The 21,683-nt window shown below is 72.5% G+C and carries 24 protein-coding genes; 14 read left to right on the forward strand and 10 right to left on the reverse strand.

The window, feature by feature from the left end; all coding sequences use genetic code 11:
- Nucleotides 1–69 precede the first annotated feature (69 nt).
- The 3 genes from ACGFYY_RS27940 to ACGFYY_RS27950 are packed head-to-tail and all read left to right on the forward strand — an operon-like array spanning nucleotide 70 to nucleotide 3,066.
- The gene (locus ACGFYY_RS27940) at nucleotides 70–696 is read left to right on the forward strand and encodes a TetR/AcrR family transcriptional regulator (RefSeq protein WP_393713470.1); all 627 of its coding nucleotides are present in this window, start codon (nucleotides 70–72) and stop codon (nucleotides 694–696) included.
- A complete protein-coding gene (locus ACGFYY_RS27945) occupies nucleotides 693–1,616 on the forward strand; it encodes an SDR family oxidoreductase (protein ID WP_393713472.1) in 924 nt (307 codons plus the stop codon). Before ACGFYY_RS27940 ends, ACGFYY_RS27945 begins: the two co-directional genes overlap by 4 nt.
- A 52-nt stretch (nucleotides 1,617–1,668) precedes the next feature.
- Nucleotides 1,669–3,066 (forward strand): hypothetical protein, encoded by a 1,398-nt coding sequence (locus ACGFYY_RS27950; RefSeq protein WP_393713474.1) that lies wholly within the window; start codon nucleotides 1,669–1,671, stop codon nucleotides 3,064–3,066.
- 30 nt (nucleotides 3,067–3,096) lie between these two features.
- On the opposite strand, the gene ACGFYY_RS27955 is transcribed toward ACGFYY_RS27950, so the two are convergent.
- Nucleotides 3,097–4,056, reverse strand: coding sequence for an MBL fold metallo-hydrolase (locus tag ACGFYY_RS27955; RefSeq protein WP_393713476.1), 960 nt, complete (start codon nucleotides 4,054–4,056; stop codon nucleotides 3,097–3,099).
- A gap of 266 nt (nucleotides 4,057–4,322) precedes the next feature.
- On the opposite strand from ACGFYY_RS27955, the gene ACGFYY_RS27960 reads away from it, so the two are divergent.
- Nucleotides 4,323–5,585: a hypothetical protein gene (locus ACGFYY_RS27960; protein ID WP_365268268.1), complete on the forward strand. Its 1,263-nt coding sequence runs from the start codon at nucleotides 4,323–4,325 to the stop codon at nucleotides 5,583–5,585.
- A gap of 88 nt (nucleotides 5,586–5,673) precedes the next feature.
- Here ACGFYY_RS27960 and ACGFYY_RS27965 read toward each other — a convergent pair whose 3' ends face one another.
- Nucleotides 5,674–6,762 (reverse strand): WD40 repeat domain-containing protein, encoded by a 1,089-nt coding sequence (locus ACGFYY_RS27965; RefSeq protein ID WP_393713479.1) that lies wholly within the window; start codon nucleotides 6,760–6,762, stop codon nucleotides 5,674–5,676.
- A gap of 121 nt (nucleotides 6,763–6,883) precedes the next feature.
- Here ACGFYY_RS27965 and ACGFYY_RS27970 point away from each other — a divergent pair, with 121 nt between their 5' ends.
- Together ACGFYY_RS27970 and gap are read left to right on the forward strand one after the other, a co-directional pair.
- Entirely contained in the window at nucleotides 6,884–7,840 is a 957-nt protein-coding gene (locus ACGFYY_RS27970) for a helix-turn-helix domain-containing protein (protein WP_365268264.1), read from the forward strand.
- 139 nt (nucleotides 7,841–7,979) lie between these two features.
- Nucleotides 7,980–8,978, forward strand: coding sequence for a type I glyceraldehyde-3-phosphate dehydrogenase (gap, locus tag ACGFYY_RS27975; protein WP_365268262.1), 999 nt, complete (start codon nucleotides 7,980–7,982; stop codon nucleotides 8,976–8,978).
- Between the two features lie 149 nt (nucleotides 8,979–9,127).
- Here gap and ACGFYY_RS27980 read toward each other — a convergent pair whose 3' ends face one another.
- Entirely contained in the window at nucleotides 9,128–10,564 is a 1,437-nt protein-coding gene (locus ACGFYY_RS27980; protein WP_393713584.1) for an MFS transporter, read from the reverse strand.
- Between the two features lie 175 nt (nucleotides 10,565–10,739).
- Here ACGFYY_RS27980 and ACGFYY_RS27985 point away from each other — a divergent pair, with 175 nt between their 5' ends.
- Nucleotides 10,740–11,615, forward strand: a complete 876-nt coding sequence (locus ACGFYY_RS27985; protein ID WP_393713482.1) for a helix-turn-helix transcriptional regulator — start codon at nucleotides 10,740–10,742, stop codon at nucleotides 11,613–11,615.
- A gap of 217 nt (nucleotides 11,616–11,832) precedes the next feature.
- Here ACGFYY_RS27985 and ACGFYY_RS27990 read toward each other — a convergent pair whose 3' ends face one another.
- Both ACGFYY_RS27990 and ACGFYY_RS27995 read right to left on the reverse strand, forming a co-directional pair.
- Nucleotides 11,833–12,516, reverse strand: coding sequence for a class I SAM-dependent methyltransferase (locus ACGFYY_RS27990; protein ID WP_393713484.1), 684 nt, complete (start codon nucleotides 12,514–12,516; stop codon nucleotides 11,833–11,835).
- A 51-nt stretch (nucleotides 12,517–12,567) separates the two neighbouring features.
- A complete protein-coding gene (locus ACGFYY_RS27995; protein ID WP_365268256.1) occupies nucleotides 12,568–13,011 on the reverse strand; it encodes a MarR family winged helix-turn-helix transcriptional regulator in 444 nt (147 codons plus the stop codon).
- 103 nt (nucleotides 13,012–13,114) lie between these two features.
- On the opposite strand from ACGFYY_RS27995, the gene ACGFYY_RS28000 reads away from it, so the two are divergent.
- Complete coding sequence (locus ACGFYY_RS28000; RefSeq protein WP_393713487.1) at nucleotides 13,115–13,507, forward strand: nuclear transport factor 2 family protein; 393 nt, start codon at nucleotides 13,115–13,117, stop codon at nucleotides 13,505–13,507.
- Between the two features lie 14 nt (nucleotides 13,508–13,521).
- Here the strand turns inward: ACGFYY_RS28000 and ACGFYY_RS28005 are convergent, their stop codons facing one another.
- Together ACGFYY_RS28005 and ACGFYY_RS28010 are read right to left on the reverse strand one after the other, a co-directional pair.
- Nucleotides 13,522–13,908 (reverse strand): VOC family protein, encoded by a 387-nt coding sequence (locus ACGFYY_RS28005; protein ID WP_393713489.1) that lies wholly within the window; start codon nucleotides 13,906–13,908, stop codon nucleotides 13,522–13,524.
- 14 nt (nucleotides 13,909–13,922) lie between these two features.
- On the reverse strand, nucleotides 13,923–15,119 hold the full coding sequence (locus tag ACGFYY_RS28010; protein WP_365268250.1) for an aromatic acid exporter family protein: 1,197 nt from the start codon (nucleotides 15,117–15,119) through the stop codon (nucleotides 13,923–13,925).
- 169 nt (nucleotides 15,120–15,288) lie between these two features.
- On the opposite strand from ACGFYY_RS28010, the gene ACGFYY_RS28015 reads away from it, so the two are divergent.
- Nucleotides 15,289–15,474, forward strand: a complete 186-nt coding sequence (locus tag ACGFYY_RS28015; protein WP_365268249.1) for a hypothetical protein — start codon at nucleotides 15,289–15,291, stop codon at nucleotides 15,472–15,474.
- An 87-nt stretch (nucleotides 15,475–15,561) separates the two neighbouring features.
- Here ACGFYY_RS28015 and ACGFYY_RS28020 read toward each other — a convergent pair whose 3' ends face one another.
- Nucleotides 15,562–15,954 (reverse strand): hypothetical protein, encoded by a 393-nt coding sequence (locus tag ACGFYY_RS28020; protein WP_393713492.1) that lies wholly within the window; start codon nucleotides 15,952–15,954, stop codon nucleotides 15,562–15,564.
- A 174-nt stretch (nucleotides 15,955–16,128) separates the two neighbouring features.
- Here ACGFYY_RS28020 and ACGFYY_RS28025 point away from each other — a divergent pair, with 174 nt between their 5' ends.
- Together ACGFYY_RS28025 and ACGFYY_RS28030 are read left to right on the forward strand one after the other, a co-directional pair.
- Nucleotides 16,129–16,488, forward strand: coding sequence for a PRC-barrel domain-containing protein (locus tag ACGFYY_RS28025; protein ID WP_365268245.1), 360 nt, complete (start codon nucleotides 16,129–16,131; stop codon nucleotides 16,486–16,488).
- 31 nt (nucleotides 16,489–16,519) lie between these two features.
- Nucleotides 16,520–17,410 carry an oxygenase MpaB family protein gene (locus ACGFYY_RS28030; protein ID WP_393713494.1) on the forward strand — a complete coding sequence of 297 codons (891 nt, stop codon included), beginning with the start codon at nucleotides 16,520–16,522 and terminating at the stop codon, nucleotides 17,408–17,410.
- A gap of 10 nt (nucleotides 17,411–17,420) precedes the next feature.
- Here ACGFYY_RS28030 and ACGFYY_RS28035 read toward each other — a convergent pair whose 3' ends face one another.
- Both ACGFYY_RS28035 and ACGFYY_RS28040 read right to left on the reverse strand, forming a co-directional pair.
- A complete protein-coding gene (locus ACGFYY_RS28035) occupies nucleotides 17,421–17,729 on the reverse strand; it encodes a hypothetical protein (RefSeq protein WP_393713496.1) in 309 nt (102 codons plus the stop codon).
- Between the two features lie 112 nt (nucleotides 17,730–17,841).
- Entirely contained in the window at nucleotides 17,842–18,681 is an 840-nt protein-coding gene (locus ACGFYY_RS28040; RefSeq protein WP_393713498.1) for a class I SAM-dependent methyltransferase, read from the reverse strand.
- Between the two features lie 147 nt (nucleotides 18,682–18,828).
- On the opposite strand from ACGFYY_RS28040, the gene ACGFYY_RS28045 reads away from it, so the two are divergent.
- The 3 genes from ACGFYY_RS28045 to ACGFYY_RS28055 all read left to right on the forward strand — a co-directional run bounded on the left by ACGFYY_RS28045 (nucleotide 18,829) and on the right by ACGFYY_RS28055 (nucleotide 21,618).
- Nucleotides 18,829–19,566 (forward strand): ArsR/SmtB family transcription factor, encoded by a 738-nt coding sequence (locus ACGFYY_RS28045; RefSeq protein ID WP_393713500.1) that lies wholly within the window; start codon nucleotides 18,829–18,831, stop codon nucleotides 19,564–19,566.
- Nucleotides 19,567–19,638: 72 nt separating this feature from the next.
- Complete coding sequence (locus ACGFYY_RS28050; protein ID WP_393713502.1) at nucleotides 19,639–20,580, forward strand: DMT family transporter; 942 nt, start codon at nucleotides 19,639–19,641, stop codon at nucleotides 20,578–20,580.
- Nucleotides 20,581–20,688: 108 nt separating this feature from the next.
- The gene (locus ACGFYY_RS28055) at nucleotides 20,689–21,618 is read left to right on the forward strand and encodes a ketopantoate reductase family protein (RefSeq protein ID WP_393713504.1); all 930 of its coding nucleotides are present in this window, start codon (nucleotides 20,689–20,691) and stop codon (nucleotides 21,616–21,618) included.
- Nucleotides 21,619–21,683 lie beyond the last annotated feature (65 nt).

The raw sequence follows: 21,683 nt of genomic DNA on the forward strand, positions 1-21,683 counted from the left end.
TGGGCCGTGGCCCGGGTCCGGCCCTACGTGCTTTAATAAATGCACGTTCATTTATTAAGGAGGGCGACAGTGGCCGGACGTCCCCGCGGGGTGGAAGACGTGGTGATCCTGCGGGCGGCGGCCCAGGTGATGGGGCGGCTGGGGCCGTCCGGGCTGACCCTGGCGGCGGTGGCCCGAGAGGTCGACCTGGTGCCCGGCACACTGGTGCAGCGGTTCGGCTCCAAGCGCGGTCTGATCCTGGCCTTGGCCGACCGGTCCGTGCGGGACGCGGAGACGCTGCCCGCCAGGATCCGCGGGGAGCACGCCTCGGCACTCGAAGCCCTGGCCGGCCTCTTCGCGGAGTGGATGGCTCCGATGGTCTCTCCGGAGACCTTCGCCCATCATCTGGCGTTCCTGTGCATGGATCTCACCGACCCCGAACTGCACGAACGGGCCCTCGCCGTGCACGAGGCCCAACGCCGTTCCGTCGGCGCGCTGCTGGCGGAGGCCGTCTCCACGGGCGAGCTCCACGCCGCGACGGATGTCGAGGCGCTCACCGCGACCGTGCAGGCCGTGACCTCCGGCACGGGTCTCCTCTGGGCGCTCGACCGGCGGGGCACCCTCGTCCGTCGGGTCCGGGACGGACTCGACGCCGTGCTGGCCCCCCATACCGCCACCACCCCCCTGAACCCGCAGGAAGACCTGGAGAAGAGATGACGACGAAGACACGACAGCTCGCCGAACAGCTCGCCGGACAGGTCGCGCTGGTCGCGGGCGGCACCCGGGGCGGCGGGCGGGGGATCGCCATCGAGCTCGGAGCCGCCGGCGCGACGGTCTACGTGACCGGCCGCAGCAGCGGGACACAGCGCTCCGATCTCGACCGCCCCGAGACCATCGAGGAGACGGCCGAGAGGATCACCGCCGCCGGCGGCCTCGGCATCCCGGTCCGCACCGACCACAGCGACCCGGAGCAGGTCCGGGCCTTGGTGGCCCGGATCGCGGCCGAACAGGACGGCCGGCTCGACATCCTGGTCAACTCCGTCTGGGGCGGCGACCGACTCACCGACTGGGAACACCCGCTGTGGGAGCAGGACCTGGACCGAGGACTGCGCCTCCTGCGTCGGGCCGTGGAGACGCATGTGATCACCAGCCGGTACGCGCTGCCGCTCATGGTCGCCCGCGGGAGCGGCCTGGTCGTGGAGGTCACCGACGGCAACACCGCCCGCTACCGCGGCTCCTTCTTCTACGACATGGCCAAATCGGCGGTGATCCGGCTGGCCGTCGCGCAGGCGGCCGAGCTGCGACCGCACGGCGTCGCGGCCGTCTCCCTCACGCCGGGGTTCCTGCGCTCGGAGGCGTTGCTGGAGCATTTCGGCGTCACCGAGGCCAACTGGCGTGACGGTGCCGCCGAGGACCCGAATTTCGCCCACTCCGAGACCCCCGCCTATCTGGGGCGGGCGGTCGTGGCCCTGGCGACCGATCCGGACGTCATCGCCAGGACCGGCCGGGCGCTGGCCACCTGGGATCTGTACAAGGAGTACGGGTTCACGGACGCCGACGGCACCCAGCCCGACTTCGCCGCGCACTGGGCCCGGAACCTGGAGGCGGAGTACGGACCCCTCGGCGATCCGCTCTGACATCACCACGCCCGTGGCGGCGTTGTCAGTGGCAGGAGCTAGCCTGCGTCACATGATCGAGGGGGAATTCGCCGTACCGTCACTCGGTGCGCTCGCCGACGAGGTCGCGACCGTACTGGCGGGTCGCCACGACCCCGGCGTGGTGGTGTTCGAACGTCTGCTCAACGCCGTGGTGAGCCACAGCTTCCGGGACAGGCAGGCACTGGCCGCCGCGCTGGGTGGCGTCCCGCGCGAGTTCAAGGTGATACCGCACGGGCAGGTGGCGTGCCTGGCGACGATCGTCGGTGCGGCGATCGGTCCGGTGCGGGCGGAGGGGTCGGGGGAGAACTCCCGGGCCGGCTGGCTCGAACTGTGCCAGCACGAGGCGCTGGGCTACATAGCGGGCGCACGCGCCGGTGAGGTCGCGGCATGGTTGCGGGCCGGTGATCACGTACCGTTCCTGCTCTCCGTACCGAGCCGGCCGACCGGCGCGGTGGAGCCGTACGCACTGGTCGAGCGCCTCACGGAGTACGAGCGCCTCGGCCTCCGACCCGGACCGGCGGACCTGGGACAGGCACTGCTGCGGTGCGGCGGCCCGATCGACCCGGACGTGGTGCGCGCCGCGGAGAGCCTGGAGTCGGTGGAAGGGGTCCGGCTGGCCGCCTGGCTGCGGCAGGGCGGTCTGCCCCACCCTGCCGGGCGGCGGGAGCGAGAAGCGGGTGAGGCCGAGCGTCCCAGCAAGCGCCGGGGAGCGCGGATCGGGCGCCGGATCCTGGTGGGGCACGAGGCCATCGAGGGTCGCGGCGCGTTTCCCCGGCAGTTCTGGTCGCTGTTCCGCGTGTTCGAGCCGCAGATCTCCTGTCCCCACTGGACCCTGCCGGACTATCGGGACGCCCATACGGTGGCGACCCTGCCCTGGCACCCGGACATAGCCGCGGCCCGGTTGCTGACGGGTGTCGCGTCGGCTGCCGACCAGGACGGCCGGGGCTCCCCCGCCTTCCTGGAGGCGCTCGCCGCGGCCGACGGGCCGGCCGGGCCCGCCGTGCATCTGGCCGTCGCCTACGGGCTCGCCTCCCTCCCCGAGCGTGACCGGGAGGCCGCCGTGCGCGCGCTGGTGCTGCTGGCCGAGCGGGGCCGGCTCGACGGCGAGCTGCTGGGGCGGGAACTGACCGAGCTCGTGGAGCTGGGCACCCTGCGGGTGCCCCTGCTGACGGAGTCGCTCCGGGCGGCCGTCGCCGAACCGGAGGGGGCCGGAGCGGTCTGGGCCGTCCTGGCGACCGCTCTCCCGGGTCTGCTGGCCCGTACCCGGCCTCAGCTGCACGGGGCGCTGCTGGCCGTCGCCGCGGACTCCGCCCGGCTGTCGGGGGCGCGAGGTGAGCTGCCCGAGGTGACGGCGCTCGCCCGGCGGCCCGGATCGTCCCAACTGCTGAAACAGGCAGGTCGGTTGCGGGACGCGCTGGCGGGGGCCTGACCCGGGCCCCGGTGCGACGGTCCGTGGCGGTCAGCCGTGCTGGTGCTGCTCGGGCAATCGGCTGTCCGGGTGCACCCACAGCAGTACGTTGTCGGGCCGTTCGTCACGGAAGAAGTCCAGGACGTCCTGGTCCGAGTGGCGCAGGCTGAAGTGGGTGAGGACGAAGAGCGTGTCCGGGTGGGCCTGGACGACGGGCTTCAACCGGCTCCATACGGTGTGTCCGACCCGGTCGGCCCGTTCCCGTTCCGCGTCGTCGAGATAGGTGCACTCGGTGATGATCACCGGGTAGGTGAAGAGCCACGGGTTGTCCTCGAAGACCCTCACGTGGGTGTCGCCGAGGAAGGCGAACAGCGGCTTGCGTAACTCCCGTTCGACCTCGGCGCCCTCCTTGCGGCGCTGCGCCAGCAGGCGGCCGAACTCCGCGCCCCGGCCCTGTTCGGCGAGGGTGTGCCGCAGTTCCTCGTACTCGGGCAGCAGCGCCTTGCGGGGTTCGGAGAAGGCGTAGCCCACGCACGGCACCTTGTGCGCGCAGTCCACCACCCGGACGTGGTGGCCGCGACGTCCGAAGGTGAACTCGTCTCCGCCGCGCACCCCGTGGAGCCGGCAGCCCGCGGCGAGGGCCGGATCGTAGGCGGTGCCGTGGTTCAGTTCGGCGGAGGCCCGCAGAAAGGTCTCCACGTACGGCACCGCCGCGGACGGCAGGTGGATGTCGACCCCGTCGGGCCTGGCCGCGAGGTGGTCGAGGTCTTTGGAATGGTCGTGGTGCGTGTGGGTGAGGAAGACGGTTTCCGGCTGACGGCCTTCGACCAGTCCGGCGTCGAGCGCGCAGCGCAGCTCGGGGATGTGGAAGAACGTCTTGTCGTTGGCACGGGAGTACCCGGTGAGGGTCAGTTCGGTGCCGGGTATGCGCCAGGTCTTCCACTGGCGGAACGGGTGTCCTCGCTCCAGCCGTTCGGGGTGGGCGGGTGTCCGCGAAGGGGCGCGTGTCATCGGTGCCTCCGTGGGGCCGCCGTGATCGGGTGAAGGGCCCGATCGTAACGGGCGGCGGCCTGTCGTGGCCCGTCGTTTTCCCGGGCTGCGCGGGGCGAGGGCCGGGCTCCTGAGGCGGGGCAGGTGGGGTCCACGGGGTGGTTGCGCCGCCTCTCGCGTTGCCTCTCGTCCCACCCTTCCCAATGCGTCGGAACCGGTGGACGGCCGCTCCCCGAGGACTCGAAGATGGGCCCGGCCCGCGCTCGGTGGGCCGCGAAGGGAGTGCCATGACGACGTCTCCGACGGCCGGCAGGCCGGCGCCACCACCGAGCAGTGGCCGAGAGGTCCCGGACAAGACCAAGTGGGCCGTCAAGCCGCTGAACGACGGCAAGGCGGCCTACACGTTACCCACCGAGTGGAAAGCCGGGGCGCTGCACCACAAGATCTCCAAGGAGCGCCTCAGTTCGATCGCCGAGCAGCTCACTCCGGCCTGGAACTCCAAGAGTTCGCAGGTCCAGGGAGCGGCGCGGGCGTTCTGGAATCTGTGCTGGTCGGTGGCCGGTGAGAGCGTCGCCGAGGCCGTGGCCATGGCGGGGCACAACGGCAGCCCCAACCCGCACCGCCTGCTGTGGAATCTGCCGCTGATGGTGTCGCTCGGACCGCAGAGTCCGGCCAACGACCCGGGCATGAACTTCGACCCCGACACCGAGCCGATACCGGGAGCGCCGGGCACGCGCCGGATGGACGCCGTGTCGCTCGCGCTCAAGGACCTGGAGACGGCCTGGTTGCGCGCCGCGGAGGCGGACGACGGACGCGGCGTGTACGACGCCGCGCTCTGGACCACCCTGCACCGGCACCTGCGGACCGCTCACCTCGCCGCCGAACTCGTCGACCGCGACAAGGCGGTGCTGTACCCGCCCCTGCGCGAACAGTGGGTGTACGACGCCACCACCAAGCAGAACCTGCGCAAGGGGATGACCCCGTTCCCGACGTACCGGGAGGGCCTGCGCCTCTTCACGGAGGCCCGCGTGAACGCGCCGTCGATCGCGGCGTACGCCCACTCCGCGGCCCCGGCCGCGACCGCGACGGTCCGCGCCGCCGTGAGCGGGCGGCAGGTGACCTTGACCCTGACCGCGGCCGAGGAGAACGTGCACCACGTGTGCGTGCGCCACACGCTCACCTTCTTCGACTTCACGGACTCGGCCCGGCCGCGGCCCATCAACACTTTCTGGCCCGACGTACGCACCTTCGCCGACGCCACGGCTCTGGCGGTGACGCTGCTGCCGGGCATCGGCCGTAGCTGCCTGCGGGAACTGGAGCGCGAGCTGGGCAACGTGGCCCAGGCGACCGACTGGCTCGACGAGGTCCTGGAGATCTCGAACGAGGACGTCGACGGCCGGCTCGTCTTCTACAACGTGCAGTTCACCGATGTGACCGGCACGGACGCGGCGCCCGTCGTCCAGGCGGTCATCGAGTCCTTCGCGCCGGACGGCCCCGACGGTCCGGGGTTCACCCGGGGGGACCTGGACTCCATCGCCGGGCAGCTGTGACACCGGCCGTGCCCGGGTGGGCGGGGCGCCGCGCGCTCCCGACCCACCCGGCACGACCGCGCCCCTGGTGAACCGGTCCGTCGGGTGATCAGGTGGCCGGGGGCGCCAGGGGCGCCAGGACCGCGACGTCACCGCCGTACCCCACCACCACCCGCCCGTCGGGCGCCACGGTCACCGCGGTCACCGCGGAGGGAAAGGCCGAATCCGAGCCCACCTGCCGGTGCCAGGCGAGGTCCCACACCCGCACCGTCCGGTCGTCGCCGCCGGTGACGACGAGCGGCCGGCCGTCGACCACGGTCGCGGCCAGGGCCCACACCGGACCCGTGTGCGGGGTCGGACGCCACCGCCCCACCACTTCCCTACCCGTGTCCACGGCCCACACCTGCACCCGACCGTTCCAGTCACCGGTGACGGCGAACGGGCGGCCGTCCACGACGACGGCCGTCAACGACACCCTCGGGGGGTCACCCGCGTCCATCGACAGGACCCGGCCCTCGTGGCGGCGCTCCGTCAGGTCCCATCCATGGACGGTGCCGTCGTCGTGCAGGGTGAAGGCCTTGGCCCGGCTGTCGACGAGTGCCGTGGCCATCGCCGCCACAGCACCGACACGGCCCCCGGCGGAGTCGTCCACCAGGTGGCCCGAGGGCTCGCCCGTGGCCGGGTCCCACATCTGCGGCGACGGGGCCTGACCGCCGGTGAGCACCATGGCGTGACCGTTCACCACCGCCGTCGTCACCGCCCACGCCCCGCCGGCGCGGGCCGCGAGGGGCCGGCGCCCGAGCAGGTCCCACGCCTGCGTCAGCACGTTCGGGTCGGCCACGACCACCACCGGGCGGCCCTCCACCACCGTGGTCGCCACCGCCCACACCGAGCCGCCTGCGGGCAGCGGGTCCCCCAGCCGCTCACCGCGCGCCAGGTCCCACACCAGCACGGCCCCCTCGTCGCCACCGGTGACCGCCACCGCGCGGCCGTCGACCACCGCGGTGGCGACCGACCACACGTTGTCCGTGTGGGCGGTCCCCGCGCCCACGGCTCCTTCGACCGGGTCTCCGGTGGCCCACTCCACCCGCCATCCCGCACCGGCTCGCACCGCACCTGCCCCCACCGCACCGGCACTCACCGCTCCTGTCGCGGCCGACTCGGCGCGGATACCGTCCTCATGAACCGGGTCCGTCATGATCGGCAGGCTAATCGCTCCCCTCCGAAGGCGGACCGGCCGTTCCCACCTCGCCGCTCGGCCGGAGCGGTCGGGGCGGCCGGATGGGGGCCGCCCCCTCCCCCGCCGTACCCTGAACCCCGTGCCGCCCTCCCGCCTCCACCGTGTAGCCGTCCTCGTCCTCGAGGGCGCGAAGCCCCTCGACGTCGGTATCCCCGCGCAGGTGTTCACGACCCGCGCGAGCATGCCGTACGAGGTACGGGTCTGCGGTGCGGCTCCCGGCCTGGTCACCGGCGGCGACGGCCTGTCGTACCACGTCACCCACGGGCTCGACGCGCTGGCGTGGGCCGACATCGTCTTCGTGCCCGGCTACCGCTTCCCCGACCGCGAGGACCCTCCGCGGGCCGTCATCGACGCGCTGATCGCCGCGCACGACCGGGGCGCGCGCCTCGCCGCCATCTCGACGGGCGCGTTCGCGCTCGCCGCCACCGGTCTGCTCGACGGCAAACGCGCGACGACCCACTGGCACTACGCACGTGCCCTCGCCGCGAAGCATCCGCTCATCCACCTCGACGAGAACGTCCTGTTCGTCGACGAGGGCAGCGTGCTCACCTCCGCCGGCGCCGCGTCGGGCATCGACCTGTGTCTGCACATCCTTCGCCGCGACCTCGGCGTGTCCGCCTCGAACCACGCGGCCCGCCGTCTGGTCGCGGCCCCGTACCGCAGCGGCGGCCAGGCCCAGTACGTGCCGCGCAGCGTGCCCGAGCCGCTCGGCGAGCGGTTCGCCGCCACCCGCGAGTGGGCGCTGCACCACCTGGGCGAACCACTGACGCTGGAGGCGCTGGCCCAGCAGGCGGGCGTCTCGCCCCGGACCTTCTCGCGGCGCTTCGCCGAGGACACCGGCTACACGCCCATGCAGTGGGTCATGCGGGCCCGGATCGACGTGGCCCGCGAACTGCTGGAGCGCTCGGAACGCGGTGTCGAGCAGATCGCCGACGACGTCGGCCTCGGTACCGGCGCCAATCTGCGGCTGCACTTCCACCGCATCCTCGGCACCACGCCGACGGAGTACCGGCGCACCTTCACCCAGGGCGAATAGTCCGCCGCCGGTCGGGCACCCGCCCCACGACCTGCGCGCCCCCGTCCGTGGCGAGATCCTTACGAACCATGGCGATCTCGCCGCTGTCGCGGAGGGTGACGAAGGGCGAACCTGATGGCGAACGAAAGGGACATCGCTCATGACTCGCATTGCCATCAACGGATTCGGCCGCATCGGTCGCAACGTGCTGCGCGCGCTCCTCGAGCGCGACACCGACCTCGAGGTCGTCGCCGTCAACGACCTGACGGAGCCCGCGACCCTCGCTCGGCTGCTCGCCTACGACACCACGTCGGGCCGGCTCGGCCGTCCGGTGACCGTCGAGGGGAATGTGCTCGTCGTCGACGGCCACCGCATCACGGTGCTCGCCGAGCGGGAGCCGGAGCAGCTGCCGTGGGCCGAGCTCGATGTCGACCTCGTACTGGAGGCGACCGGCCGCTTCACCTCGGCCGAGGCCGCCCGCGGCCACATCAAGGCCGGCGCTCGCAAGGTTCTGGTCAGCGCGCCGTCCGACGGCGCCGACGTCACGCTCGCGTACGGTGTCAACACCGACGCGTACGACCCGGCCGAGCACACGATCGTCTCGAACGCTTCCTGCACGACCAACGCGCTGGCCCCGCTGGCCGCCGTCCTGGACGAGCTCGCGGGCATCGAGCACGGCTTCATGACCACGGTGCACGCCTACACGCAGGAGCAGAACCTGCAGGACGGCCCGCACCGCGACCCGCGCCGTGCCCGCGCCGCCGGTGTCAACATCGTCCCGACCTCGACGGGCGCCGCGAAGGCGATCGGTCTCGTGCTGCCGCAGCTCGACGGCAAGCTGTCGGGCGACTCGATCCGCGTGCCGGTCCCGGTGGGCTCGATCGTCGAGCTCAACACCACCGTCGCCCGCGACGTGACGCGCGAGGAGATCCTCGAGGCCTACCGCGCCGCGGCCCAGGGACCGCTGGCCGGCGTGCTGGAGTACTCCGAGGACCCGCTCGTGTCCTCCGACATCACGGGCAACCCGGCTTCGTCGATCTTCGACTCGGAGCTCACCCGTGTCGACGGCCGCCACGTCAAGGTCGTCGCCTGGTACGACAACGAGTGGGGCTTCTCGAACCGCGTGATCGACACGCTCACGCTCCTCGCCGCAGGCTGACCGACAGCGGTCCCCGGTGGGGGCGGGCCAGGCGCCCGCGCGCGGTAGGTCCCGGTCATGGATTCCGATCCCGGTGACCGACCTGCCGCGCGCGGGCGCCTCGGCGTATGCGCGCCGCCGCGCCGGTATTTCGTGCCCCTGAGGCCCGGTCAGCGCATGCGCGGAAGGCGCAGGCTGAGCAGGACGGTCAGCGCGATGAGGCCGAGCTGGACGAGCAGGGCCACGGACACGGCCGTGCGCACGCCGGCCGCCGGGACCAGGGCCAGGAAGAGGCTCCCGAGCGTGGCGACACCGAGCGCCACCGCGGACTGCTGGGCTGTGATCATGACGCCACTGCCCGCCCCCGCCCGGTCGTTGGGGACGTCCGAGAGCATCAGGCGCACCAGTACGGGCAGTTGGAAGCCCTGCCCCAGTCCCGCCAGGGCGATACCCGGAGCGAGAACCACCGGGCCGAGGTCCGGCCAGCCATGGCGCAGGGTGGCCAGCAGGAGGGCGATACCGGCCGCCTGGATGACACCTCCGGCGGTGACGATCCGGCTGCCGAAGCGGGCGACCAGGCGCGGCCCGGCCAGCGAGGCCCCGAAAAAGGCCACTGCCATGGGTGCCAGGGCCAGCCCCGCAGCCACCGGGCCCATGTCCAGACCCTGTTGCAGCGTCACGGCGAGGACGAACATGAAGCCGCCGAACCCGATCGAGAACGGCACCACGAGCACCAGCCCGCGCCGCAGGGACTCCAGTCTCAGCAGGCTCGGCGGTACGAGCGGGATGAGGCCCTTACGGTCGGCCCGACGCTCGGTGAAGTAGAACGCCACGGCGGCGACGGGGAACACGGCCAGCGAGATCCAGGTCCACAGCGGCCAGCCCGCGGCGCGCCCCTCGGTCAGCGGCAGCAGCAGCGAGACCAGCGACAGCGCGAGCAGCAGGGTGCCCGGCACGTCGACGGCCGCGGGCCGACCGGCCCTGGTGTCCGGGACGGTGCGCACGGCCAGGACCAACCCGAGGACCACCACGGGGACGTTGACCAGGAACACCGCGCGCCAGCCGGTTCCACCGAGGTTCGCGGCGACCAGGACGCCGCCGAGGATCTGCCCGGCGACCATGGACAGGCCACCGGTGGCCCCGTACAGGCTCATGGCCCGGGCCCGGCGCGGACCCTCGGTGGTGGCCTGGATGGTGGCGAGCACCTGCGGCAGCATGAGGGCGGCGGCCGCGCCCTGGGCGACGCGGGCGGCGACGAGGGACCAGGCGTTCGGGGCGAGGCCGCAGGCCAGCGAGGTGACACCGAACGCGGCCATGCCGACGAGGAAGAGCCGGCGCCGGCCGAGGCTGTCGCCGACGCGCCCACCGAGGACCAACAGGACGGCGTAGGCGACGCCGTAGCCGCCGACGACCAGCTCCAGGAGGGCGGGGCCGGCGGCGAGGTCGTGCTCGATGGACGGGAGCGCGACGTTGACGATGAAGAAGTCGATCAGGGGCAGGGCCGCGCCGAGGAGCACGGTGAACAGGCCGAGGCCGTTCAGGTGGGGCGCGGGTGCACCACGGCCGGGGGAACTGCGGCCGGGCGCCCTGCGGGCGGAAGCGTGCACGGGGTCGGTGTGCACGGGATCGCTGTGCACGGGATTGCTGCGTACAGGGTTGCTGCGTACAGGGGTCTGAGTCACCCTCTGACGATCGCCCGACCGTCAGACGGGTACCAGAGTGTCGTTATCCAGGTACCAGGAGTACCTGGCAACAGGATGGACGGTGCGGCAGGCTGGGATCATGACCACTGTGGCTCCTGGAAGCGATGTTCGGCGGCACGAGCTGGCCGAGTTCCTGCGTACCCGCCGCGAGCGGGTCACGCCCGAGCAGGTCGGGCTGGTGCGCGGGCCGCGCCGGCGGACCCCGGGGCTTCGCCGCGAGGAGGTCGCGCACCTGTCGTCGGTGGGCGTGACCTGGTACACGTGGTTGGAGCAGGCGCGCGACATCCAGGTGTCGGGTCAGGTGCTGGACGCGGTCGCGCGGACCCTGTTGCTCGACGTGAGCGAGCGGGAGCACCTGTTCTCGCTGGCCGGGAGCCTCGACCCGGCGCAGCCGGCGGTCTGCCCGAGCGTGACGCCGTCCGTGCGCGCGATCATCGACCAGTTGGGCCACATCCCAGCGTGCGTCCAGAACAGCCGGTACGACATCCTCGCGTACAACGCCACGTACGGGCGCCTGCTCGGCGACCTGGACAGCAAGCGGCCGGAGGAGCGCAACTGCATGTGGCTCGCCTTCACCGACCCGGAGTGGCAGGCGTCGGTGGTCGACCTGCCGAGCACGCACCGGATCATGGCGGCGAGGTTCCGGGCGGCCATGGCCGAGCATCTGGCGGAGCCCGCCTGGAAGACGCTGCTGGCGCGGCTGGAGGGGGCGTCGGCGGAGTTCCGGGAGGTGTGGGCCCGCCACGAGGTGGTCGGCGGGCAGGTCGCGAAGGCGAAGTACATCCGCCAGCCGCACGTCGGCATGCTGTACCTGGAACACAACAACCTGTGGCTCGGCCCGCGAACCGGTGCGAGGCTCGTGACGTACGTCCCGCTCGACGAGGAGACGCGCGAGCGCCTGGAGGAGCTGGAGCGCCTGACGGCGGCTCAGGCCGGTGCGGGACTCCGCGGCTGACGCGTCGCCACCTCGTTCGTGCTCCCCCGGCCGAGAAGGCACGCTCGTCCTCCCGACGGACGTGGCCGGGGCGGGACGTGCGGCAGGCTCGCGTGCGCCATGACGACAGGGGCGAGCGAGCCGCGGACGGCGGCGGCCCGTCCCGCCCGACCTCTTGCTTCACCGAGCTCATGGAACGGAGGTCAGGCGGGCGGTGGGCGGCCGCGCAGGGGCGCGGTCACTCAGAACCGCTCGAGTAGCCGGACCCGGGTGTTCTCGGCCCGCTCGCGTCCGGCGCGAGGCGGGCCAGCAGGTGTGCGTCGAGGAATCCCCGCTCGGAGGCGGGGTCGTGGATCAGCCGGGCGAACGTCGTGAACCCGGCTCCGGCCAGCAACTCGGCGAACCGATCGACCGGCCAGCTGTAGGCGGGCGTCACCTTGTGGTCGAAGCGGACCGGCTCCGGTCCGTCGGTCGCGAAGAACGAGACCAGGAGCAGGCCACCGCGCGCCAGGACGCGTGCCTGTTCGGCGAGGAGCGCGGGCAGTTCCCCGGGCGGCGTATGGATCATCGAGTAGTGGGCCATGACGCCGCCGAGCGCGCGGTCCTGGACCGGTAGGGCCTCCATCCGCGCTCGGTCGTACCGCAGCGCGGGACGGGCCCGTCGGGCGTGGTCGATCATGCCCGGGGAGATGTCGACCCCGAAGGCGTCCAGTCCCAGGTCGTGCAGCAGGGCCGTCAGGTGTCCGGGCCCGCACCCGACGTCGGCCGTGCGCAGGTTCCCCGTCCCGCGCACCAGCTCGGCGAAGGTGGTGAGCATGGCCCGCGCGAACGGCTGCGTCTCCAGCCGGTCGGCGAACAACGACGCGTAGAGCTCGACGACCTCGTCGTAGGCCGCCCCGGTCTCGTCCTGATGTTCCGCCACGGGCCGAACGCTACTCCCTCGCGGCCGGCAGGCGGACCGCTTCCGGGCCTTCTACGCGAACGGGCCTTCGGCCATGAAGCGGCGCAGGTGGCGGGCGAAGGACTCGGCCTCGCCCGGGGGCCAGGAGGAGAGGCTCGTCGTGATGTGGTCCGCCAGGCGGGCGCGCAGCTCGGCCACGACGAGCTGCCCCTCCTCGGTCAGGACGAGGAGGTGTGCGCGTCGGTCGGTGGGGTCCGGTTCGCGGCGGATGAGGCCCGCGTTCTCCAGCCGCGAGGCTCGGCGGGTCACGCCGGACCGGTCGACCCCCACGTCGTGGGCCAGGTCCGCCGCACTTCGGGGGCCGGTCCGGGCCAGGGCGCTCAGCACGGGGTAGGTCACGTCGTCGACGGCCTCGCCCATGCCTTCCGTGAGCCGCTGGTGCAAGTGCGTGCGGGTCGTGCGCTTGAGGAGGATGCCCAGCGCGTCCGCGATCTCATGCCCGATCTTGTTGTCCACGACAGAAGAATAGCGTGCGTCGCGCACGCATCACTGCTATGGTTCTCGAAAAGCGTGCGCCACGCACGCAATGCTCCTCCCTTCCGTACCGAAAGGCACTCCCATGACGCGCACCAACATCACCGCCGCCCTCTCCGACCTGCTCCTCAACCGCGACCTGACCGTCCATGAAGCCGCCGACCGCCACTTCGCCCCGGAATACCGTCAGCGCACGGACGGCGAGTGGGCGGACCGGGCCGGATTCATCGAGCACATCGTGCACCTGCGCACCGTCGTCGACCACGGCCGCATCGAGGTCCACGAGGAGCTGTACGACGGCCTCAAGTACGCCGACCGGCACACCGTCGACGTCACGAAGACGGACGGTTCGACGGTACGCACCGAGGTCTACCTGTTCGGCGAGTTCGCCCCCGACGGCCGGTTCAGCCGCATCGAGGAGACCACCCTGATGCTCGAAGGATCCGAGGCCGACCGCGATCTCGGCAGCGCCCGCTAGAGGGTGTCTCGCGATCAGGGGCGGAAGCGCAGTGGGTGATCCGACGGGACCTCCACCACGGCGATCCGCACCCCGTCGGGGTCGGCGATCCACATCTCGATCAGGCCCCAGGGCTCGCGCCGGGGAGGTCGCAGTACCTCGGTGTCCCGGCCGCGTAGTTCCTCGTACGCCGCGTGGACGTCCTCGACCTGCAACCACAACCGCAGGCCCGGCGAGGGGGGTGCCTCGGCGCGGCCCGACAGTTCGAGGAAGCCGCCGCCGAGGAAGTAGACCGTGCCGCGCTCGGGGCCGGTACCGAACTCGCGGTGGATCGCCAGCCCCAGGGTCTCGCCGTAGAAGGCGCGCGAGCGTTCGGGGTCCGTGGGACGCAGCAGAACCCTGCTGCCCAGTACGTGCACCATGGCCCCACTTTCCCTCACGCGGTGTCCTGCCGCCGCCGCTTCAGCGTCTTCCAACGCCTGCGCCGGGTGCGGGTGTGCTGGTCGAGTTCCTCCAGCAGGCGCTGGGAGCGCTTGTCCACACCCAGCTCGTCCAGGACCCGGTCGATCTCGGTGAGCAGCGCGCCGCTCAGTTGCCAGTGGGTGGGGTCCTCGCGGGCGGCGGCCAGCAGCAGGACCGCGAGCCGGTCGCGGTGGGCCCGGGCGACGGCCAGTTCGCCGGTCAGTCGGGCTTCCGCCTCTTCCGCGTTGGCGCTGACCTGCGCGGTGATCAGCTGAGCGAAGCTTTCCACCGCGACGGCCGTATGGCGTAGCACCTCGCGCAGCGCGGCCGCGGTCGCGTGGTCGAAGAGCGGCCCGTCCGGGCGGGCCCGGGCCAGGTCGGTGAGGGTCCGGCAGGCCACGCGGAGCACGACCGCGCAGATCTCCAGGGTGTCCAGTCCGGTCCGCAGGACCAGCCTGAAGAGCAGCCCCTCCTTGACGCGCGGGTTGAGCCGGAGGCTGTCCTCGGCCTGCCGGAGGGCGGCGTCGACCTGGGCGATGTCGTTGTCCAGCCGGCGCGCCTCGTGCAGTCGGGCCGCGGCCTGCTCGACCCGGGCCGGTCCGGAGGGTTCCTCACCGAGGTGGTCGAGCAGTCGGCTCATCCGCCGGGCGAGGTCGGTGATCGCGTCGCCGGCCGGGCCGACCCAGACGGGCGGTGCCAGGAGCAGGTTGACCAACAGGCCGACCACCGCGCCGATGATCGTCTCCAGGACCCGGTCCCAGGCGGTGTCCGTGACCTGGGTGACGCCGAGGACGAGCATGGCGCTGATCGCGACCTCGGGCACGAACTCGTCCACGCGCACCAGGTGGCCCACGACCAGCGAGGCGAGGATCAGCAGGCCCAGGCTCCACCAGGTCAGACCCACCAGCGCGCTGAACCCGATCGCGATCAGCACGCCGACGACCACCGAGTTCACCCGGCGGATGCTGGTGGTGAGGGTGGAGTACAGGGTGACCTGGACGACGAGCAGGGCGGTCAGTGGCGCGGTCAGTGGCAGCGGCTCGCTGCTCAGGCGGAGCGCGACGACGTAGCTGATCACGGCCGCGGCCGTGGAACGCAGGGCTTGGACGGCGACCGGCTCACGGCGGCGGCGTGCGACACGGGTGGCGAGGTTGGTGATCGTTTCCGGCATGCGGGGCGCCTTCCCGCTGCTGGACCGGATGACGCATGGCGTGGCCGCCGGGGCCCGATCGGCCGAGGATGGGCCGTAGGAGGAGGTCACCCCGGCCGTTCGCGGGTAGACGGTGGATGTCCGGGCAGTACCTGTCGACGAGAACCGCGAGCGCGAGGGAGAAACAGCCATGAAGGGTACGGAGGACAGGCGTGAGAAGTCGGGAGAGGGCCGTGCGGAGCAGGCGCAGGACCATCCCGGTCCGGACCCGGTGCACCCCGAGGCCAGCAAGCGGGTCGAGGGCAAGAGCCCGGAGGAACTGAGGCGGCGGCAGGAGCGGAAGACGACCCGAACGAGCGACGACGACGCGGAGTAACGACCGCGGGGCCGGTGACCAGGGGCCAGAGCAGGGGCCCGGAGGCGCGGAGCACCTTGCCGGAGGCCGGGGAGCTACGGCGGGGTGCTACGCGCCCTCGTCGTAGGTCCCCGCCTCGATCTCCAGGGCGAGTTCCTGGAGGACCCCGATCGAGGAGATGTCCGTCCGCCCGCTGTCGTGCACCATCGCGAGGCTGGTGAACGCCAGGCTGAAGCCCGAGACCATGGTGTGCAGGGCCGGCCCGAGCGCCTCCGCCACGAGGGCGGCCACCTGCTGGGGAGAGGCGTCGGCCGGCACCCTGATCGACGGCAGCATCTCGTTCAGGAGCAGAGTGGCCACGCCGGCCGTCGGCTCCGGGCCGACGCCGCCCTCCTCGCCTTCGCCGCTCTCGTCGATCTCCCCCGCCTCGGCCGCCCGGCGGATGTCCTGGGCGTCGGTGAGGATGCCGATCACTCGCTTGAGTACCTCTGCGCGTTCCATCTGCGGAGCGTAGCCCCGAGCCCCGGACCGGCGCCGGGGTTCGCCCTCACCAGGCCCCCTCCCGGGCGCTCCTCACGGGGAGTCAGCCCGGATCGGGGTACGCACGTGTAGCCGCTGCGCCACCGGGCAGGCGCGCCGTGACGGACACGGATCGATGGAGGAGCTGTTTCACACATGACTGAGAACGTCTGGGCCTACCACGTCACCGTCGACCGCATCACGGACGTGGACCTGTCCGGTTACAAGGTGGAGGCTGCCGACGGCAGCATCGGAAAGGTCGACAAACACTCCGACGAGGCGGGATCGGCCTATCTGGTCGTGGACACCGGCCCATGGATCTTCGGCAAGGAGGTCCTCCTCCCGGCCGGTACCGTCACCGGTATCGACGTGGAGGAGAAGCGGATCCGGGTCGGACTGACCAGGGAACAGGTCAAGGACGCACCGGAGTTCATCCGGGACCAGCACCTGGAGAGCACCGACTACCGGCAGCTGCTCGGCGGTTACTACGGAATCATCCCGCCGCGCTGGCTGTGATCCACGGCCGGAACCGGCACATACTGGGCATATGACCAGGACGAGGGACACGACGGTCCAGCGGATCAGGCGGCACGCCGGTGAGGCGGTCTTCCTGCGCGTCGCCGGGCCGGACGGGGCCCGGAACCGGGCGCGGATCCACACGACGCCCGGACCTCGGTGGTTCGCCCCGGATCGGCCGGTACGGCGGGTGCACGGGGACGCGTCGATGTTCGTCGGCGGGCTGGCCGCCCTGCTGCTGCAGTCCCTGCACCCGTTGGCGATGGCCGCCGTCGCGGCGCACTCGGGGTACCGGGGTGACCCGTGGGGGCGACTGCACCGCACGAGCACCTTCCTCGCCGTCACCACGTTCGGTACGAGTTCCGACGCCGAGGCGGCGGTGGCCCTGGTACGGGAGGTGCACGCGCGCGTCCGCGGGCGTACGGCCGATGGCGTCCCGTACCGGGCCGACGATCCGGAGCTGTTGACCTGGGTGCACATCGCCGAGGCGGACTGCTTCCTACGGGCCCACCAGCGGTACGGCAGACGCCCGTTGGACTCCGCCGGCTGCGACGCGTACCTGGCCGACACGGGGCGCGTGGCCCGCGCGCTGGGGGCGGACCGGCCTCCGGAGAGCCGGCGCGAGCTGGCTCTCCGGATGGCACGCTACCGGCCCGACCTCCGGCCGACGGCGGCCTCCCGGGACACCGCCCGGTTCCTGCTGACCGATCCCCCGCTACCGGGGGCCGCCCGGTTGCCGTACGCGCTGCTGGCGGCGGCGGCCGTGGACCTGCTGCCGCCCTGGGCGAGGTCGGTCGTGGCCGAGGACGCGCCCACGGCCGTCCGGATGCCACCCCTTGCCGCGCGCGCCGGCGGGCACGCCGTGACTCGGGCGATCCGCTGGGCACTGCCCCCCGCTCCCCCGGCTCCCCGGCCGGACTGACGGTGGACCCTCAGTACTCCTCGTCCGGGTAGCCCCAATCGATCTTCGGCTCGGCCCCCGCCGCCACCTCGGCGACCGTCGCCGCGAAGACCCCCTCGAAGTGCGGTCGCCACAGGTAGAAGCGCGAGACGCAGAGCGGGATGTCGGATTCCCCGGAAACGAAGTACGTGCCGTCGTCGCCCACCGCCACGCCGATGGTGACCTGGGCGGCTATGTGCTCCTCGTACATCAGCCGCTGCAGGGCCCGGACGATCGCCCAGGCCTGCGGCTCGTCCGCGACCGTGGTGACGGTGAAGGCAAGATCGATGTTCACTGACATGGCGGAAGGATAGGCGGGGCCACCGACAGCGGCGGCCCGCAGGCCACGGGCACGGGCCTCGGACCACGGGCCACGGGCCACGGGCCACGGGCCACGGGCCACGGGCCACCGACTACGGTCGGGTGGCCGTCACCAGGTAGTAGTCCAGGAGTTGTTGCTCCCAGGCGGCCAGGAAGTTCCGGGGCCAGGTGCCCGGCGCCCAGAGCCGGGCGAGCCAGCGGTCCCACCCCGGCCAGACCTGCGGACCGATCGAGGCGACCCGCACATCGGCGAAACCGGCTTCGGCGAGGGCATCGGTGAGCCGGGACACCGGCCGCGCGATGTCCAGGCCACTGGCGAACGAGTCGAGCAGCCCCGCGAGCCGCGTTCCGGGCTCGGACGCACCCTCCACGGTGAAGAAGCTGGTCACCGCCACCCGCCCGCCCGGGCCCAGCACTCTCGCCGCCTCCCGGGCGAACGCGGTCAGGTCCGGGAAGTGCTGCGCCGCCTCGACGCTGTAGAGACAGTCGAACTCCGCGTCGCCGAGCGGCAGGTCCTCCGCGGCCCCGAGCGCGAAGGCCAGCCGGTGCGGCTGCGCCGTGAGGAGCGGGGAGTTGGCTTCGCGGGCCCGCCGGAGCTGCTGGGGGTGGATGTCCACCCCGGTGACGGTCGTGGGTCCGTACTCCTCCAGCGCGAGCGCGCACCCGAGGCCGAGACCGCAGCCGACCTCGACGGCCCTGCCGCCCCGGGGGGCCGCGGCGTCGAGCACATGCCGGTAGAGGTCCTGCTCACTGCGGATCCGGTCGCCCTGGGACAGCGGCTGCCCGAGGTCGACCGCCTTCCAGTAGCCGAAGTTGATGAAGCCTCCGGCGAAGACCGGAACGGCGCTGAGATCGGCCGGTCCGTACGTCTCCCACACCTCGGGCCGTACGACCGGGGACGGCCGCTCCGTGGGGTCGTCCGACGACAACACCCCACCACCTCCTCGTGACGGGGGCGTTCTGCCCCGCGACCCTCAGTGTGGCGGGCGAACCCCTGGTCGCGACAGTGGACCTCGTCAGGAGACCTCATCCATACGGATTGTTCGTTGTTTACCGAAATCATGGGGCATCCTGGACGTATGAACGAGACGCATCCCGGACCGGCGTCCACGGGCGGAGCGGCCCCCGCGGCGCTGCTGGCCGCCTTCGCCGCCGCCCTGGCCGACGAGACGCGGGCCGCGATCTGCATGACGCTGCTGGAGGGGCGCGCCTGGACCGCGGGCGAGTTGGCCCGCATCACCTCGGTGGCGCCCTCCACCATCAGCGGCCATCTGACCCGGCTGCTCGACGCGGGTATCTGCGTGACCGAGCGACAGGGCCGCCACAGCTATGTGCGCATCGCCGACGGCGCGACCGCCCGCCTGCTCGACGAACTCGCCTCGCACGCCGTGCCGGACCGGGACGCGGCGCACGCCGTGCCCGTGGTCGCCGCGCCGGACCCGCTGGCCCGTGCCCGGACCTGCTACGACCACTTCGCCGGGCGGCTCGGCATGGCGGTGACCGACGCGATGGAGCAGCGCGGGTTGCTGCGCACGGAGGGCGTGTTCGAGCTCACGGAAGCCGGCCGCGCCTGGTGCGCCGACGCCGGGATCGGCCTGGCCGGCGAGGGGCGCAGGCCGCTGGCGAGCTCCTGCCTGGACTGGACCGAGCGACGCCGCCACCTGGGCGGCCTCGCCGGGGCGCGCCTGTGCGCACGGGCGGTCGAGCAGAGGTGGGTGGTGCGCCCGGCGGGCGGCGGGCGAGCGCTGGAGGTGACCGATGCCGGCGAGCGGGCCTTCGGTGATCTGCTGGGCCTCGGGGCGGCGGCGTGGAGCTGAGGTGGAGTTCCCGGCACACGAAGAGGCTTTAATTCGGTCGACACCGAAATGTTGGGCTCGTAAGGTGGGCTCATGACGTTCCGCTCGCGTTCGATCCCGCCCGGCGTCCTCACCGTCGGCGCCGTCACCTTCACGGTGTTCGCCTGGGCTTCCGCCTTCGTCTCCATCCGCAGCGCGGGGGCCGCGTACTCGCCCGGCGCCCTGGCTCTCGGCCGACTGCTGGCGGCCTCCCTGGTCCTCGTGGTGCTGCTCCTGATCAGCCGGCAAGGCCTGCCGCCCCGCGAGGCCTGGCGCGGGATCCTGGTGTCCGGTGTCGTGTGGTTCTGCGGCTACACGATCGTCCTGAACTGGGGTGAACGTCTGGTCGACGCGGGCACCGCCTCGCTGCTCGTGAACATCGGGCCCATCCTCATGGCGCTCCTCGCGGCCCGTCTCCTCGGCGAGGCGCTGCCCTCACGGCTCCTGGTCGGCATGGCCGTCTCCTTCGCCGGAGCGGTGGTGGTGGGTCTGTCCATGTCGTCCGGGGACGGCGGCTCCACCTCGGTGCTCGGGGTCGTGCTCTGCCTGCTCGCGGCGGTGGCGTACGCGACCGGCGTCATCGCCCAGAAGCCCGCGCTCTCCTACGGCACCCCCTTGCAGGTCACCACCTTCGCCTGCCTGACGGGGACCGTGGCCTGCCTGCCCTTCACGGGCCGACTGATCGCGGAACTGCCCGAGGCGCCGACGTCCGCGACCCTGAACATGGTCTACCTGGGTGTGGTCCCGACCGCCCTCGCCTTCACCACCTGGACCTACGCCCTGGCGCGCATGCCCGCCGGGAAGCTGGGGGCGACCACGTACGCCGTCCCGGCCATCGTCGTGCTGCTGAGCTGGGCCCTCCTGGGCGAGGTACCGGCCTGGCTGACCCTCCTTGGTGGAGCGCTCTGCCTGGCCGGAGTGGCGGTCTCCCGCTACACGCCGCGCGCGCGTCGCGCTCCCACCGAGGACAGCCCGCTCGGCGCCGGTCGGACCTGACCGCGCCCTTCCCCTCCCGACCCTCCCCCTCCCCGTCGCTGTCCGTGTCCCCGTCTCCCCCTTCTCCGTCACCACCGCTATCGCACCTCTCACGAAAGGCATCCCTCCATGCGGATCCTCACGGTCGGCGCCGGCGCCGTCGGCGGCTTCTTCGGCGCGCGGCTCGCGACAGCGGGTCAGGACGTCTCCTTCCTGGTGCGACCGGCCCGCGCGAAGGCCCTCTCGGCCCGTGGCCTGCGCGTGTCGGGCCAGGGGGAGGAGCTCGTCCTCACGCCGGATCTGGTGGCGGCCGGCGCCGTGGGCGGACCGTACGACCTGGTCCTGCTCTCCGTGAAGGCGACCGCCCTGCACACGGCCCTGGCGGACATCGAACCCGCCGTCGGCCCGGACACCGCGGTCGTACCCCTGCTCAACGGGATCGCCCACCTCGACACGCTCCGCGCGCGCCTCGGGGTCGGAGCGGTCCTCGGCGGCGTGGCGAAGGTGGTCACCACCTTGAACGACGACGGCGACATCCTCCGTATGGCTCCGCCCGCCGTCATCCTGACCGGCGAGCTCGACGCGCGCCCGTCGGCCCGGGTGGATGCGATCCGCGGTGTGCTCGCCGAGGCCGGCATCGACTCGCCGGCGACCGAGGACATCGTCGCGGCCATGTGGCACAAGTGGGCCTTCATCTCCACACTCGTCGCCCTGACCTGCTTGATGCGCGGCACGGTCGGCGAGGTGAACGCCGTTCCGGGCGGGGCGGCCCTGGCCGCGGCGCTGGTCTCCGAGACCACGGCGGTGGCGGAGGCCGCGGGCCACCCGATGACCGCGGCGGAGCTCGCCTTCACCACGTCGACCGTCACGACCCCGGGCTCCCCCCTCACCCCCTCCCTGTACCGCGACCTGGTCGCCGGAGCACCGACGGAGGCCGAGCACGTCCTGACCGACCTCACCGTCCGCGCCCGCGCGCTGGGCGTGGCCACTCCCCTGCTGGATCTCGCCGCCCTCCAACTTCGGGTCCACGAACATCGACTCGGCGCCGGACGCCCCTGAGGCTCCGGGACCGCTTCGCGCGGCCCCGCCGTGCGCGGCCCCGTACGCGCTCACCCGGATGCCCG

Source organism: Streptomyces sp. NPDC048331 (assembly GCF_043201215.1).
Taxonomy (GTDB): Bacteria; Actinomycetota; Actinomycetes; order Streptomycetales; family Streptomycetaceae; genus Streptomyces.